Annotated in this window: 12 protein-coding genes; all 12 read left to right on the forward strand. The window is 44.7% G+C overall.

Features of this window, described 5'->3' with window-relative positions:
* The first annotated feature begins 177 nt into the window (after window positions 1–177).
* The 12 genes from NFR98_RS04990 (at window position 178) to NFR98_RS05045 (ending at window position 15,497) form a co-directional block, all read left to right on the forward strand.
* The gene (locus tag NFR98_RS04990; RefSeq protein WP_014097490.1) at window positions 178–948 is read left to right on the forward strand and encodes an IclR family transcriptional regulator; all 771 of its coding nucleotides are present in this window, start codon (window positions 178–180) and stop codon (window positions 946–948) included.
* Between the two features lie 148 nt (window positions 949–1,096).
* Window positions 1,097–1,774: a bifunctional 2-keto-4-hydroxyglutarate aldolase/2-keto-3-deoxy-6-phosphogluconate aldolase gene (locus NFR98_RS04995; protein WP_014097491.1), complete on the forward strand. Its 678-nt coding sequence runs from the start codon at window positions 1,097–1,099 to the stop codon at window positions 1,772–1,774.
* The gene (locus NFR98_RS05000; RefSeq protein ID WP_014097492.1) at window positions 1,767–2,771 is read left to right on the forward strand and encodes a sugar kinase; all 1,005 of its coding nucleotides are present in this window, start codon (window positions 1,767–1,769) and stop codon (window positions 2,769–2,771) included. The genes NFR98_RS04995 and NFR98_RS05000 overlap by 8 nt, the downstream gene beginning before the upstream one ends.
* A gap of 118 nt (window positions 2,772–2,889) precedes the next feature.
* Window positions 2,890–4,326: a tagaturonate reductase gene (locus NFR98_RS05005; RefSeq protein ID WP_014097493.1), complete on the forward strand. Its 1,437-nt coding sequence runs from the start codon at window positions 2,890–2,892 to the stop codon at window positions 4,324–4,326.
* A complete protein-coding gene (locus NFR98_RS05010) occupies window positions 4,316–5,806 on the forward strand; it encodes a UxaA family hydrolase (protein WP_014097494.1) in 1,491 nt (496 codons plus the stop codon). The genes NFR98_RS05005 and NFR98_RS05010 overlap by 11 nt, the downstream gene beginning before the upstream one ends.
* 34 nt (window positions 5,807–5,840) lie before the next feature.
* Window positions 5,841–7,253, forward strand: coding sequence for a glucuronate isomerase (gene uxaC, locus NFR98_RS05015; RefSeq protein WP_251459783.1), 1,413 nt, complete (start codon window positions 5,841–5,843; stop codon window positions 7,251–7,253).
* Window positions 7,254–7,321: 68 nt separating this feature from the next.
* The gene (locus NFR98_RS05020; protein ID WP_014097496.1) at window positions 7,322–8,746 is read left to right on the forward strand and encodes a glycoside-pentoside-hexuronide (GPH):cation symporter; all 1,425 of its coding nucleotides are present in this window, start codon (window positions 7,322–7,324) and stop codon (window positions 8,744–8,746) included.
* A 414-nt stretch (window positions 8,747–9,160) separates the two neighbouring features.
* Window positions 9,161–9,937 carry a 2-dehydro-3-deoxy-D-gluconate 5-dehydrogenase KduD gene (gene kduD, locus NFR98_RS05025; protein WP_014097497.1) on the forward strand — a complete coding sequence of 259 codons (777 nt, stop codon included), beginning with the start codon at window positions 9,161–9,163 and terminating at the stop codon, window positions 9,935–9,937.
* Between the two features lie 53 nt (window positions 9,938–9,990).
* Entirely contained in the window at window positions 9,991–10,821 is an 831-nt protein-coding gene (gene kduI, locus NFR98_RS05030; RefSeq protein ID WP_026104668.1) for a 5-dehydro-4-deoxy-D-glucuronate isomerase, read from the forward strand.
* A 161-nt stretch (window positions 10,822–10,982) separates the two neighbouring features.
* Window positions 10,983–11,954: a sugar kinase gene (locus NFR98_RS05035; protein WP_251459786.1), complete on the forward strand. Its 972-nt coding sequence runs from the start codon at window positions 10,983–10,985 to the stop codon at window positions 11,952–11,954.
* Window positions 11,955–12,161: 207 nt separating this feature from the next.
* Entirely contained in the window at window positions 12,162–13,178 is a 1,017-nt protein-coding gene (gene bioB, locus NFR98_RS05040; RefSeq protein WP_035184106.1) for a biotin synthase BioB, read from the forward strand.
* 444 nt (window positions 13,179–13,622) lie between these two features.
* Window positions 13,623–15,497 (forward strand): glycoside hydrolase family 25 protein, encoded by a 1,875-nt coding sequence (locus NFR98_RS05045; protein ID WP_110134125.1) that lies wholly within the window; start codon window positions 13,623–13,625, stop codon window positions 15,495–15,497.
* The last annotated feature ends 171 nt before the right edge of the window (window positions 15,498–15,668 follow it).

The raw sequence follows: 15,668 nt of genomic DNA on the forward strand, positions 1-15,668 counted from the left end.
GGTAGCCGAAAGTGTACAAAAAGAGTGTCTTGGAATACCCGATATTTAAACCTTGTCGAGAAAAACTTGACACATACATCCATCACGTCCCGTTTTACAACCTTTTTAAATTATGTTATAAAGAGGGTATTCAAAGTTTCTTATTTGGCTACTTCAAAAAGACGGGAGCATAAAAAGATGGAGACGACAACGGAAAAAAAACCGTACGGCACGGTGCTGATCCGTGCGAAAGATATACTGGACTATCTGGAATACCGGGTGGACCCGGTGAGCCTGCAGGAAATTTGCACGGCTTTAAATACGAGCAAATCCACGGTCTTAAAAATTTTAAATACCCTTTGCTCGATTGATTTTGTGAAACGGGATGAAGAGACAAAGAAATATACGCTCGGTACCGCGCTTATCCGTTACGGGGAAACCGCCCGCAAATCTTTTAATATTGTAAACGTGGCGGAAGCGGTGCTCGAAGAACTGAATGACACCATTGGCGAAACCGTCCACCTTGGTATTTATGAACAGGATCATGTGGTGTACGTGAAAAAGCTGAACGGAAAAGGGCAAATCATTTTAAGCTCGCAGGTCGGGCATACGCTGCCGCTGTATTGTTCTGCGATGGGAAAAGCGTACTTGGCTGAACAGAGCGAGAAAGATGTGCGTGATTATTTGTCCCGGATTACGATTGAAAAAAGGACTGAAAACACGATTACGGACCCGGAAAAACTGATTCAAGATCTCCAGGAAGTCAAACAGCGTGGGTATGCAATTGACAACCAAGAAAATGAAAAAGATATTTACTGTATTGCGGTGGTTATCAAGCGGAACGGAAAGATCGAAGGCATGATGAGCGTTAGTGCCCCGCGGTTCCGGATCACAGAAGAAAAGAAGCAAAAAATGATTACAAGCATCTTAGAGGCACGACAAAAAATTGAAAGCAAATTGAATGGCTAATGGAAAAAACTTGTTCCGACACGGGGCAAGTTTTTTATTTTCTCTTTCATGAAATGGTTTACATAGGAGAGAGTGTGTTGTAAAATGAAATTGAATTTATTATTCATAAATAAAGTTTATTATATAGAAATTAAAAGGAGCGTGCACCATGAAAAAAATGCAGACTTTGCAGGCGTTAGAAAAAAATGGAATTGTGGCCGTGCTGCGTGCAGACTCCGTTGAAAAAGCTTTGCGTATTACGGATGCACTGATTGCCGGCGGGATCAAAAGCATCGAACTAACTTTTACCGTTCCGAATGCGGATGTTGCCATCAAAAAATTGACGGAACTGTACCAAGACCGTGATGATGTCCTCGTTGGAGCTGGCACTGTCCTGGATGCCCAGACCGCCCAGACCGCGCAAATGGCCGGGGCAAAATTCATCGTCGCGCCGACATTTGATCCGGAAACGGCTGCTTTTTGTAACCTTTATCAAATCCCTTATATCCCGGGCTGTATGACGGTAAATGAAATGAAAGCGGCCATGCAGGCAGGGGCAGAAGTGATTAAACTGTTCCCGAGCAATATTGTCGGGCCGGCATTTGTAAAAGACGTAAAAGCTCCGCTGCCGCAACTTGAAATCATGCCTTCAGGCGGAATCAGTCTGGACAATATGGGAAATTGGATCAAAGCAGGCTGTAAAATCCTTGGCGTAGGCGGAAGCTTATTGAAACCTGCCGAAACCAATGATTTTGCGAAAGTGACCGAGACAGCAAGAGCGTTTGTGGACAAATATCAGCAACTAACAGAAGCCGTGCATCAGCAATCGAGGGGTCAATATGCCTAAAATTTTAACACTTGGAGAGATTTTGCTGCGCCTTTCCACCTCCCCGGGAGATCTTTTATCCTGCAGCCATTCTTTCAATGTAAACTACGGCGGGGCGGAGGCGAATGTTGCCACAACGCTTGCCAGTTTCGGGCATGACGTTGCGTTTGCGAGCAAAGTGCCGGATTCCCCTTTGGGAGCGGCTGCAGTGAGAAGCCTCCGGGCAAGCGGTATTGATACTTCCCGTCTTCTAATGGGCGGCAACCGGCTCGGCATCTATTTTTTGGAACAGGGGGGCACATTGCGCAATTCCAAAGTGATCTATGACAGGGAAAGTTCCAGCTTTTCACAGATGGATATTGGCGAGTGGGATTTTGACCGGCTTTTTGCGGATGTGGCCCTTTTCCACCTGACTGGCATTACCTTTGCTGTGTCCGAATCATGGAAATATTATGGGCAAATTCTCGTTAAAGCGGCTTTTGATCGCGGCATTCCGGTCAGCTACGACATCAATTACCGGCCGGCAATGTGGACGATGGAAGAGGCGAGGGCAGCCATTATCCCGATCTTGCCGATGCTCACTTACTGCTGTGCCAACTATCTTGATGCCCGAAACTTTTTTGGCATTGATGCATCGGTGGCTGTGCCCGGCAATATGGAAGCATGTTACCGGGAAATCAGCCGCAAGTACCCGAATCTCCGCGCACTCTATGCGACAGACCGGAACGTCATCTCCCCGACCTGCCATGAATTGCAGGGCATGCTCTGGACTGGCGGTGTTTTTATACAATCCAGGCGTTACCGTATGGAGCAGATCGTAGACCGGATCGGCGGCGGGGATGCCTATGCGGCGGGGATGCTCCACGGCTTCTTAACCGGGATGGATCCGGAAGAAACCGTACAATTTGCGACTGCCACCTCTGTGTTGAAACATTCTGTGAACGGGGATGCGCTGCCGCTTTCAGCAGACGAAGTCCGATCATGGGAAGGCGCTTCCGGCCGGGAAGTCGTTCGGTAAACAAGTGCTCAAAAAAACCAAAAAAACTATTGAATAAATTTGAAAGCGGATTATAATAAGGAGTGTAAGAACAAATAAGAAACTTGATTTCCAAATAGGAAATAAAGGAGGGGCGAATTTGAAAAAATTATCTTATTCATACGTGAAAGACCTGCAACGGTATCCAACCAAAGCCATCCAGTTTGGAGAAGGAAATTTTCTTCGGGCTTTTGTCGACTGGCAGATTGAGCAAATGAACAAACGCGGACTTTTTCAAGGTGGGGTGACAATTGTACAATCATTGCCACGCGGTAGAGTAGGGCAACTTGCTGGACAGGACTTTTTATTCACAGTCATGCTGGAAGGAATGCAAAATGGAAAAGCAGTCCAGTCCCATGAGATTATTTCATCTGTAAATAGCGGGATCAATCCTTATGAAGATTATGACGCCTATTTACAACTGGCCCATGATGACAACATCCGGTTTATTTTTTCCAATACGACGGAAGCCGGCATCGTCTATCGTGAAGGAGATGCATTAACCGACCGGCCTCCTGTCAGTTTCCCGGCAAAACTTACGGCACTGCTCTATGAAAGATATAAGGCCGGAAAAAAGGGGTTTTACATCATTCCTTGCGAGCTCATTGAAAATAACGGCAAGGCACTGAAAGAAATTGTGCACCGCTATGCGGATGAGTGGAAGCTTGGCGAAGATTTCAGCAGCTGGCTTGAATCAGAAAATACTTTCTGCTCCAGCCTGGTCGACCGGATTGTCCCGGGCTACCCGAAAGACCGCGCAGAAAAACTTTGGGAAGAATGGGGCTATGAAGATACGTTAATTGCAAAAGCAGAACCATTTCTCATTTGGGTGATTGAAGGGCCCAAGGAGCTGGAAGAAGAACTGCCGCTCAAAAAAGTGGGGCTGAATGTCGTGGTCACCGATCATTTAAAACCGTACCGCGACAGGAAAGTATACTTACTAAACGCCCCCCATACAACAATGGCCTGCCTGGCGCGACTTGTCGGCATTAAAACAGTCGGCGGGGTAATGGAAGATCCCGATTTTTACCGGTTGATTGACCGCGAAATGTTTGCGGAAATCATCCCGTCATTGGATTTGCCAAAAGAAGAGTTGACAAGTTACGCGGCGGGAATTCAGGAACGTTTCAGAAACCCGTATATGGAACACCAGCTGGACGCGATTGCTTTAAACAGCGTTTCAAAATTTAAGGCACGCCTCCTGCCCATATTGGCGGAGCATGTAAAAAGGTTCCACAAAATCCCGTCAAGAATTGCGTTAGCTTTATCCGGGCTGTTGAAAATTTATGGAGAGCAGAATCCTGCCTCTGCTAAAGCAATTGATTTGCCGGATGTTTTGAAAGAGTTTTCAATGGCGTATCACTCCGATCGCTATGTTTGGGACATTTTAAGCAACGAAACCTTATGGGGAATGGATTTGACAAAAATTGACGGCCTGCCCGCTCAAGTTGAAAAAGGCTTGCAGTTGATAGAAAAAGAGGGCGTTCGCAGGGCAGTGCAGCAGGCCAACGAGGAGGCATTACCGATTGAAAAATAAAACCATTCAGCTAAACCCCCGGGATAATGTACTCGTTGCTCTTCAGGATTTAGAGCCGGGTGATGTCCTTACATCAGGGGATAGGGCGATCACCGTAAATGAGGCAATAAAAAGAGGACACAAAATTGCTTTAGAAGATATCGAGGAGAACGCGGACATTATAAAATACGGGTCACCCATTGGACATGCGACAAAAAAGATTGAACAAGGCAGCTGGGTCCATACCCATAACGTGAGCACCAATCTTTCCGGAAAAGTGGAATACGAGTACAAGCCGGAACTGCATCCCCGCATCTTTCCGAAAGACAGCCGCACTTTTAAAGGTTATTTGCGGAAAAACGGAAAAGCCGGGATACGCAATGATTTATACATCATTCCGACTGTTGGGTGCATCAATATGATCGGTGATCTCCTCGTTGACCAATTTAAGGCGAATCACCCTGATAACGGCGCATTTGATGAAATTATATTGTTTAAACATCCATACGGCTGTTCCCAGCTGGGGGATGATTTGCAGAACACCCGCAAGATTTTAATGGATGCGGCCGCCCATCCAAATGCCGGCGGTGTGCTCATCTTCGGGCTTGGCTGTGAAAACAACCAGCTAGATGAAATGAAGGCACAAATGGGAGAGTTTGATGAAAAGCGCGTAAAGTTTATGATTTGCCAGGATGTTGAAGATGAAGTGGAAACAGGCTTCCAACTACTGGAAGAATTGAATGAAGCTGCAAAAGAGGACAAGCGGATCGATCTGCCTCTATCAGAATTGAAAATTGGATTAAAATGCGGCGGCTCAGACGGATTTTCGGGCATTACCGGCAATCCACTGCTTGGAAGATTTTCAGATTTTGTCATTTCTCAAGGCGGCTCCACTGTTTTAACGGAAGTCCCGGAAATGTTCGGTGCCGAAAAAATGTTAATGGCACGAGCAAAAGATGAAATCGTATTCAATAAAATTGTGAAGCTCATTAATCAATTTAAAGATTATTTTGCTTCTTACGGGCAGCCAATCTATGAAAATCCTTCTCCGGGCAATAAGGCCGGCGGGATCACCACTTTGGAAGACAAATCGCTCGGCTGCACGCAAAAAGCGGGGACATCGGCAGTGGTCGATGTGCTGGAATACGGAGAAAAACTAAAGGAAAAAGGGTTATCCCTACTTCAGGCACCCGGAAATGATCTTGTTTCCTCAACAGCGCTTGCAGCGGCGGATTGCCAGATGGTCCTGTTCACAACCGGCAGGGGCACACCGTTTGGAACCTTTGTGCCAACTGTGAAAGTATCGACGAACACCGAACTTTATGAAAAGAAAAAGCAGTGGATTGATTTCAACGCGGGACGGCTGCTTGATGAAGAAATGGACGAAGTAGTAGAACAATTTATTTCTTTTATTCTTGAAGTCGCGAGCGGGAAGAAGACGAAAAATGAGATCCGCCATCTGCATGAGATTGCGATATTTAAGAACGGCGTTACTGAATAAACCATTATTCCATTCCAAAAAGAAGGTATAGAACATGTTCTTAAATCAAGATTTTCTTTTAACAACAGATTTTGCCAAGAAATTATTTCACAACCATGCCGAAAAAATGCCGATTATTGATTACCATTGCCACCTGAACCCGAAGGAAATCTACGAAAATAAAAATTTCAGAGATTTGGCACAAGTGTGGATCAATGAAGGGCATTACGGTGACCATTATAAATGGCGTTTAATGCGCGCAAACGGTGTCCCGGAAAAATATATTACGGGTGATGCTGACCCTTACGAAAAGTTTTTAAAATGGGCGGAAACGATTGAAAAATCAGTGGGCAATCCACTTTATGAATGGACGCATTTGGAGTTGCGGCGTTTCTTTGAAATTGATACGATTTTAAACCGCAAAACGGCACCGGCTATTTGGGAAAAGGCAAATCAATTGCTGGCGACAGATGATTTTAAACCACGGAATTTAATTAAAAACAGCAATGTGAAAGTGGTTTGCACAACAGATGACCCGGTGGATGACCTTCAATACCATAAATTGTTACAGGAATCCGAGACGGAAAATGGTTTTAAGGTGCTGCCGGCTTTCCGGCCCGATAAGGTGCTGAACATCCAGAATAAAGAATACGCTGATTATGTCCACAAATTAGCAACTGTTTCAGGCGTTTCAATCCAAAATTTCTCGGATCTCGTTTCGGCTGTTCGAAACCGAATTGAATATTTCCATGAAAGAGGCGGACGGTTATCCGACCATGCCCTGGATACTTTTACGTATGCAGAGGCGGCGCCGCAACAATTGGATGCGATCGTTGAGAAAGCGTTATCACAAGAAGCGTTGAGTTTAAATGAAATCAATCAATATCACACAGCGCTGTTAATAGAACTTATGCACATTTATCACGAAAAAGGCTGGGTCATGCAATATCACATTCATGCTTACAGGAACTTAAATGGGCCCATGTTTGAAAAACTGGGGCCTGATACGGGGTATGATGCATTGAATGATCGATGTATTGCAGAATCTTACGGGAAATTATTTGCCCGTGCAGAAAATGAAGATATCATTCCAAAAACGATTCTTTATTCTTTAAACCCGAACGACTGGCTCCCGCTTGTCACAATGATGGGCTGTTTCCAAAAAGATACGGTTCAGAAATTGCAGCTGGGATGCGCCTGGTGGTTTAACGATACAAGAAGCGGGATGCGCAGGCAATTGGAAATGTTTGCAGAAGAAAGCCTCCTGCCAAATTTTGTCGGCATGTTAACCGATTCACGCAGTTTCCTGTCATACCCGCGCCACGAATATTTCCGCAGGGTACTATGCGAGCTATTTGGCGAATGGGCAGAACGGGGACAAATCCCCGAGGATGAAGAACAGATCGGGAAAATCATTGAAGATATTGCTTACCATAATGCTTATCGATATTTTGGTTTTTTTGAGTAATAAGGCTTTTGTATGTTCCGGAATTGGAGGATTTCGCACTTTTTAATAAAAATAGGTGGTGCAGAAACATGGCTGAAAGCGTTGTAAAAACGACCGCGGAAAAGATAATTGATCCGCAGCATGCATCCAAGCGTATTTCGTTAAAAGAAAAAGTGAGTTACGGTTTTGGTGATTTTGGGAATGGTTTTATGTTTGATTTGGGGCAATCTTATTTGACCAATTTCTATACGGATGTCGCAGGCATTAGCGCTGCGGCAGCCGCCGGTGTTTTTTCGATTACAAAAATCTTTGATGCATTTATGGACCCATTAGCCGGATCCATCATTGATTCGAGAACCCCCGGAAAGCGCGGTAAGTTTCGTCCAGTTATGATGGTTTCTTCTGTATTGCTAGCGATTATGACAGTCATTATCTTTATAATGCCGTCCGGTTTATCACCAACGATGAAGATCGTTTACGCATATGCAACATATATGGCTTGGGGTGTTTTGTATTCGTTTACAAATGTGCCATACGGGTCTTTGGCTTCTGTCATGACAAGAAATGTAGATGACCGATCCTTCATGGCTTCTACACGGCAGGCCGGCTCAATTGGCGCCCAATTGGTAACTGGTGTTGCTTTTGTTCCAATTATGCTGTTGTTCTCAAATACAAAAGTAGGTTATGCCGTTACTGCAGCTATTATGGCTTTCATTGGTATATGCGGTTTCTTTATATGCTATATCAATACAAAAGAACATATTCATGCTGAAAATTCACGAAGCAAAGAACGCGAAACGATGAAAGATTATCTTCGGGTCGTATTTACGAACAGGCCGCTGTGGAGCCTGATTTTAATGACATTATTTACAATTTCTGCTATGAATACAAACAACCAAATGATGATTTATTTCTGTAAATACAATCTGAATAACATCGGTTTGCAACCAATTATTAATTTTATCATGATGGGCTGCTCTGTTGCAGGGATTACACTCATCCCATTTTTGGTAAAAAAGTTTGGCAAGAAAAAAACAGCAATTGGCGGGCTTATCATTGGAGTCGTTGCGGACGCATTGAATTTTGTCATTCCAACAAACATTGTAACATTCATTATTTTAGTTACGATCGGGTATGTGGCTTTAGCCATTCCGAACGGTGTTACCTGGGCTTTTGTATCTGATACGATTGACTACGGCCACTGGCATACAGGTGTACGTAAAGAAGGGATTACCTATGCTGCCTTTAACTTCTCGAGAAAAATTGCCCAATCTATTGCAGCATTGGTTTCAGCAGGTATTCTTGCTGCAACGGGATATATTGCGAATGCCCATCAATCATCAACAACATTGCTTGGAATTAAAGGGGCAATGACGATTTATCCGGCTGTCGCTTTACTACTTGCTGCAATTATTATCACCCTTTTATATAATTTGCCTGATGATAAATTTAAACAAATTGCAAATGATTTGGAAAACGGTCGTTGGGAAAAGGGTACATTTATTCAAGGATAAAAAGAAACAGGGGATAGAAAACACAGCAGTTTACTTGGTATAATCATAAAATTTTGATAAGCGGCTGCTTTCTTAAAATTCAAGAAGGCAGCTCTGTTCATTTAGTAATGAGGTTTTATAGGTGTATTTATTGGTTCCATTTAGATCATCTTTCGCTGTGTTTCGACGAATAAGCTGTGAATGCAAGTGTACTATTCTGTCATACTCTGCCGCATGTCGTTTTACAGGGCTTCCTTTTAGGAACGGGAGATCGGGATAAGGAACGGCTGTCATGATTTATCTTTCTATATTGCTCTAAGTTATTGTTGCGTCCAGCATAGCGCGGGAAATGACAGATGATCGTGAATTCGCGGGGCAGATTGTACTGTCGGCATTCAGTTTTTTTTATAATTTCAATTATTAGGAGGCTTTCACATGGATCTAGACGATTTCACCCTTGACTTTTTCAGTTTAAAAGGCAAAGTGGCGGTGGTAACCGGGTCGGCGACAGGGCTTGGGCAGGCATATGCCGTTGCGCTGGCGAAAGCGGGGGCCGATTTGTATTTGCCGGTGCACCGGTCGAGCGGCGAGGAGACGAAGTCTCTCATTGAAAAACAGGGCAGGAAAGCCGTGCTCGTAAAGGCAGATTTGAGCGGGAAAGAAGCAGCAAAGAAAGTGATTGATGGCTGCATTGAAACGTACGGCAAGATTGATATTCTTGTGAACAACGCTGGCATTATTAAACGGGCGCCGCTGTTGGAGTATAAAGATGAAGACTGGGAGAACGTTCTTGATGTGAATTTAAATGGCGTCTACTACTTAAGCCAGGCAGCCGCAAAAGAAATGGCGAAACAAAAAAGCGGGAAAATCATCAATGTTGCTTCTATGCTTTCTTTTCAGGGCGGGAAGTTCGTTCCGTCCTACACGGCCAGCAAGCATGGTGTTGCAGGCCTTACGAAAGCGTTTGCCAATGAATTAAGCACGTTCAATATCCAGGTCAATGCGATTGCCCCAGGATATATTGAGACTGCTAATACTGCCCCGATTCGTGCGGACGAAAACCGGAATGAAGAAATTTTAAGCAGAATACCGGCGGGCAGATGGGGACAACCTTTCGATTTAATGGGCGCCATCATTTTTTTAGCAAGCCCTGCATCTGACTATGTGACCGGCCATATTCTTGCAGTAGACGGTGGCTGGCTCGTGCGGTAAATCAACTTTGATTTATAAAAAATTCACAAGGAGTGATTGAAATGTCCCAAACCATGGAAACAAGATATACCCACAGCCCGGAAGACATCCGGCATTACACTACAGAACAGTTACGGAAAGAGTTTTTAGTGGAAAAGATTTTTGTTCCCGGCGAAATCATGCTGACTTATACCCATAATGATCGGCAGATTTTCGGTGGGGTTACACCGACAAATGAGCCGCTAGAGATCCGGCTTTCAAAAGAACTTGGTGTAGACTACTTTCTGGAAAGAAGGGAACTGGGCGTCATCAATATCGGAGGGCCCGGCAGTATCACGATAGAAGACAAAAAAGACCCGATGAAAAAACAGGACGGCTATTACATAGGAAAAGGGACAAAAGACGTCGTGTTTGAATCGGACGACCCCACTAACCCGGCGAAGTTTTATGTTGTTTCAGTGCCCGCGCATCACAAATATCCAAATGTGAAGATCAGCATTGACCAGATTACGCCGCGTGAAACAGGCGAAGATCTGTCTATGAACAAGCGGAAAATCTATCAATATATTCATCCGAATATTTGCGAGTCCTGCCAGCTGCAAATGGGTTACACTGTGCTTGAACCGGGCAATGCCTGGAACACCATGCCAAGCCATACGCATGATCGGCGTATGGAAACGTATTTGTACTTTGACATGGAACCGGATACACGGGTATTCCATTTTATGGGCAAACCGGATGAAACCAAGCACCTTATCCTATCTTCAGAACAGGCGGTGATTTCCCCGAGTTGGTCGATCCATTGCGGGGTAGCGACGAGCAATTACACGTTCATCTGGGCAATGTGCGGGGAAAATATCACCTATGATGATATGGATTTTGTCCCAATGGAAGAGTTGAAATAGAATGTATAGCAATAAGCTTCTCTTCTCCAAAGAGGAGCTTTCTTTTTTTACAAAAACAATACCGGAATTTCTTGACCAATCGCCATAATCCTCTATAATGAAATTGTAATACAAATAGTAAACTTAATTTCTTATTTAGAAATTATATGGAGGCGAATCAAATGAGCGAGATCATCACTGCCGGTGAGCCGCTTGTGTTGTTTATTGCGGATGAAAAGGGGCCGCTCCATGCTGTCCGGCATTATACCCGTTATATGGCCGGTGCGGATGTGAATGTATCTGTCGGGGTTTCCAGGCTCGGGCACACGGTTTCGTTTTTGACTCAGATTGGGGAAGACCCTTTCGGCGTATATGTGAAAAATTTCTTAAACAATGAGAACATTGATACCACCTATGTTTTTTCAACACCAACATATCCAACGGGTTTCATGTTAAAAGGGCTGTCGGAGATTGGCGATCCGGAAACCGTTTATTTCAGGAAGAACAGTGCTGCTTCTAAACTAACAAAAGAAGCTGTTCGCCAGGTTGATTTTTCAGAAGCAAAGATCCTCCATCTTGGCGGTATTTTGGCGGGATTAAGCGATAGTGGTTACGAGACAACTTTGGCGCTGATTGAAAAAGCCCGGAAATACGGCCTTACGATTACGTTTGATCCGAATTTGCGTCCGGTAATTTGGGAATCGGAAGAAAAGATGATGGAACGGACAAATGAAATCGCTTGCCTTTGTGATGTCGTCATGCCAAATGCAAAAGAAGCACAGATTTTAACCGGCGAGCATGAAAAAGAAAAGATGGCGGATTTTTACTTATCCAGAGGTGTGCGGCAGGTGATCATCAATTTAGTGGAAAAAGGTTCGTATTCAAAGAAAAAATTCGAAGATGGTTCATTTGCTGAAGCGGCAGTGCCAAAATATGAAGTGAAACATTTGGTTGACCGCATTGGGGCAGGTGATGGTTTTGTATCTGGCATTCTGGCCGGCATGCTGGAGCATCTTGACGATCAGGCGCTTTTAATGCAGGGCAATGCGATTTGCTCCATCCAGATGCAAAGCCTCGGGGACAATGACGGCCTGCCGACGCGGGCAGCATTGGATGCGTTTATGAAATCGGCCGCCTTAGTAGCCACACGGTAAAAAGCCTAGCATTCCTGTTTCAGGAGCCTCATAGAATAGAAATCGTCCGGCACTCTTGTTTTTTCCTGGAGTGCCGGGCTTTTTCCCTTTTCAAACCCTTTTGTGTGAGAAATACAAAAAGTACTTGACCAAAAATGAAACTGTCATATAATTTTTAATGTAAACCATAAATTATTTTAGGTTGACATATAAAAAGGGGTGACGGTAGTGGATTGGTCGAAATTGGCAGAAAAGGTGATTGAAGGGTATGTGATAAGGGAAGAAGAGGCCAAGGAAATTTTAATGGTTCGTGATCATGAAGTATTGGCACTTGTCCATGGAGCCTATCAGATTCGCCGGCATTTTTATGGAAAAAAGGTAAAGTTGAATTTGATTATTAACGCCAAAAGCGGACTTTGCCCTGAGGATTGCGGCTACTGTGCACAATCGATTAAGGCAGCAACAAAAATCGACCGGTATCCTTTGGTCAACAAACAAACGATTGTGGAAGGGGCAAAGGAAGCGAAAAAGAATAAAATTGGTACATATTGCATTGTGATGAGTGGGCGCAGACCAACCAACCGTGAAGTGGATGCAGTGATTGCGGCAGTTGAGGAAATTAAACGTGATGTGGAACCATTAAAAATTTGTGCCTGTTTGGGACTCGTTACTGAAGAGCAGGCGTTTAAGCTGAAGGCAGCGGGTGTGGACCGATTTAATCACAATATTAATACGAGTGCAAATCACCATCCGAATATTACAACCACACATTGTTATGAAGATAGGGTCAACACCATTGAAAACGTAAAAAAAGCAGGAATCTCCCCGTGTTCCGGTGTGATTTGTGGCATGGGGGAAACGGATCAGGACATAATTGATATGGCATTCGCGCTCAAGGATTTGGACGCTGATTCCATTCCGGTCAACTTTCTGCATCCTGTTAAGGGAACAAAACTTGAAAATATGGACGAATTGACACCGATTCGTTGTTTAAAGAATTTGTCCTTGTTCCGGTTTATCAATCCCACAAAGGAAATTCGGATTGCTGGCGGGCGGGAATATCATTTGCGCTCTTTGCAGAATTTAGGGCTATTTATTGCCAACTCCATTTTTATTGGTGATTATTTAACGACAGAGGGCCAGGACGCAAAAGAAGATTACCAGTTAATTGAAGATCTCGGATTTGAAATAGAAGAAAATCCGTTCGAAACAGAAGGCCAGCAGTTCACTTTGTATCATTCGTAGATACGCTTCACTCTTAAACACCCCTAATTCACGCTTGGCGACCTTTTTTCATAGCAAATGAAAAGCATTCTTTTTTTGGTACTGATCCACTTGCCAAAGGAAAGGAATGCTTTTTAGCTATGGAATGGTAAAAACTGTGGCGCCCCCCAAACCATTCTTTTTATCATTCTCTCGTGATCTCGCGGAAATATTTCAGTCTAAATGGTTTAAATCTCAGTTGCTGCGGATAAATTTCTTCTCTCAATCCAGGCAATTCTCCGTTTTGGAGTGGTTTTTGCAATTTTTTTGATCGATCCCCTTTCAAATAGGCAAAATGTAACCCTGTATAGGTATATAGACTCATTTAGAATGATTGTTCACTATTTTTTTCAAATTCGGGATAAAATTTACGAGATTTATTGATTATAATGGTGTTTGATACATAGAACAAAAGGAGGAGACAGATTGCGAAGATTGATTTTTTTGGGGGGTGCGGGTTTTTTATTGCTGTTTGCGCTAAGTTTTGTGAAGCCTGCTTCAGCCGCCTCGTCTACCATGTATACGTGGACACCGTCGAAGCTTTATAAAACGGCGTCCGGCGCGGCTTACTCCAGAAATGTGAACAGCGGGACAGCGGTAACCGTCTACAGCAAGTCAGGCAAGCGCTATAAGGTGAAAGCAGGTGGGAAAACAGGTTACATTTATGCTGATAACCTGACAAGGAGCAAAGTGAAAAAAGAGGACTATTTTGGTTCGAAAATTTATAAGCAGGCGGCAGGCGGCCCGTATGTTGCTTCCGTACCGGCGGGGAAGATGATGTATATCAAAATGGAAGCAACGAAAAACGGCATGTATCTGGCCCACGTGATCGGAACCGGGTACAGCGGCTATGTTGACAAAACCCATTTTATTAAACCGGTTGTAAAATATACGTGGATGCCGTCTAAATTATACACATCCGCAACCGGAAATTCGTATAACAAGACGATTAAAGATGGGCAAAAGGTGTCGGTTTTTAATGGGTCGCACGGTCGTTACCAAGTGAAAGCAGGCAATAGCTCCGGATATATTTATGCGAACAACTTAACCGGCTTGCTCGCGAAAAAAACGGTCTATGCTTCTTCCAAACTGTATACATCTGCATCCCATACAAAATATACGGCTGTTATTAGACCGAATCAGCAGGTGTATGTGAAAGAAAGCACCCAAAATATGTCCCATATCTGCGTCGTTGGGACAACCCAAAGTGGCTGGATTTATACGAGCCACTTCACAAAACCTGCACCGGCAGCGGGTGGAACAACAAGCACAACGACGGGAACAAGCCAAACGGGGTCTTCCACAGCGGGTGGGAAAACGACGGGAACGGCAACCGGCAGCACGTCCGGATCTACAGGGTCTGCCGCAGCAACAAGTGGCACGACCACAACGGGCAACACTGGATCAGGTTCTGCATCCGGAACGACTACAACGGGAAACACCGGATCGGGTTCTACGTCCGGAACGACCACAACGGGCAACACTGGATCAGGTTCTGCATCCGGGACAGCTGCAACAGGCAACACCGGATCAGGTTCTGCATCCGGAACGACCGCAACGGGCAACACTGGATCAGGTTCTGCATCCGGAACGACCGCAACGGGCAACACCGGATCAGGTTCTGCATCCGGAACGACCACAACGGGCAGTACCGGATCAGCCACTGCATCCGCCACGACGACAAAGGGACTGGATGTCAGCCATTATCAAACTCTGACACAAGACAGTTTTAACCTTATGAAGAGCCAGGGCTACAATTTTGTCATTCTGAAAGCAACAGAAGGAAGCGGATATACGGATTCGAAGTTTTATACCTATTATAAGTATGCCAGAAACGCCGGCTTGTCGGTCCATGCTTATCATATGATCGGCAATTCCACCACCACTTCCGCACAGCATATTGCAGAAGCCAAGCATTTTTATCAAGTGCTGGCCCAAGCAAAGGCGAAAACCGGCTATGCGTTTACGGGCTACGCTTTCGAAGATATAGAACCTACCGGGACGAATAGCATTACAACAACTTGGTGGGCAAATGCGGCCCCGGCTTGTGCTGGCTATTTCTTAAATGAAATGCAGACGCTCGGGCAGGCGAAAGTGGGCATTTATGCCGGCTACTTTAATTGGAAAAGCTATCTTGAGGGCCATACAGATTCTTGGCCTAGCAATACCAAAATCTGGCTGGCACGATATAACATCACGCTCGGTACGAATGCAGACGTTTGGCAGTACACCGAAACCGGAACGATCGATGGCATCACCGGCCATTTTGACCTTGATATCAGCTATGATCCTGATTTTTAAAAGATGTTCTCAAAAAAAAACGGCGAGAAACTGCTCTCGCCGTTTTGATTTGGCTTCCATCAGCATTGGAACATCCGGGCCAGCGCGCGGTATGATCGCAGAAATTTTCCCCGCCCGCTGGTTCAGGCCTCCACAAGCTTCCCGTTTGTTGCCGGCTCAGGTCTTTCGCAT

This window comes from Weizmannia agrestimuris (assembly GCF_943193165.1).
GTDB classification, from domain to species: domain Bacteria; phylum Bacillota; class Bacilli; order Bacillales; family Bacillaceae_C; genus Weizmannia; species Weizmannia faecalis.

Excerpts from the sequence above, each read along its gene's own strand:
- uxaC (WP_251459783.1), top strand. The coding sequence starts at position 5,841 with ATGTTCTTAAATCAAGATTTTCTTTTAACAACAGATTTTGCCAAGAAA.
- kduI (WP_026104668.1), top strand. The coding sequence starts at position 9,991 with ATGGAAACAAGATATACCCACAGCCCGGAAGACATCCGGCATTACACT.
- NFR98_RS05020 (WP_014097496.1), top strand. The coding sequence starts at position 7,322 with ATGGCTGAAAGCGTTGTAAAAACGACCGCGGAAAAGATAATTGATCCG.
- NFR98_RS04990 (WP_014097490.1), top strand. The coding sequence starts at position 178 with ATGGAGACGACAACGGAAAAAAAACCGTACGGCACGGTGCTGATCCGT.
- NFR98_RS04995 (WP_014097491.1), top strand. The coding sequence starts at position 1,097 with ATGAAAAAAATGCAGACTTTGCAGGCGTTAGAAAAAAATGGAATTGTG.
- NFR98_RS05035 (WP_251459786.1), top strand. The coding sequence starts at position 10,983 with ATGAGCGAGATCATCACTGCCGGTGAGCCGCTTGTGTTGTTTATTGCG.
- NFR98_RS05000 (WP_014097492.1), top strand. The coding sequence starts at position 1,767 with ATGCCTAAAATTTTAACACTTGGAGAGATTTTGCTGCGCCTTTCCACC.
- kduD (WP_014097497.1), top strand. The coding sequence starts at position 9,161 with ATGGATCTAGACGATTTCACCCTTGACTTTTTCAGTTTAAAAGGCAAA.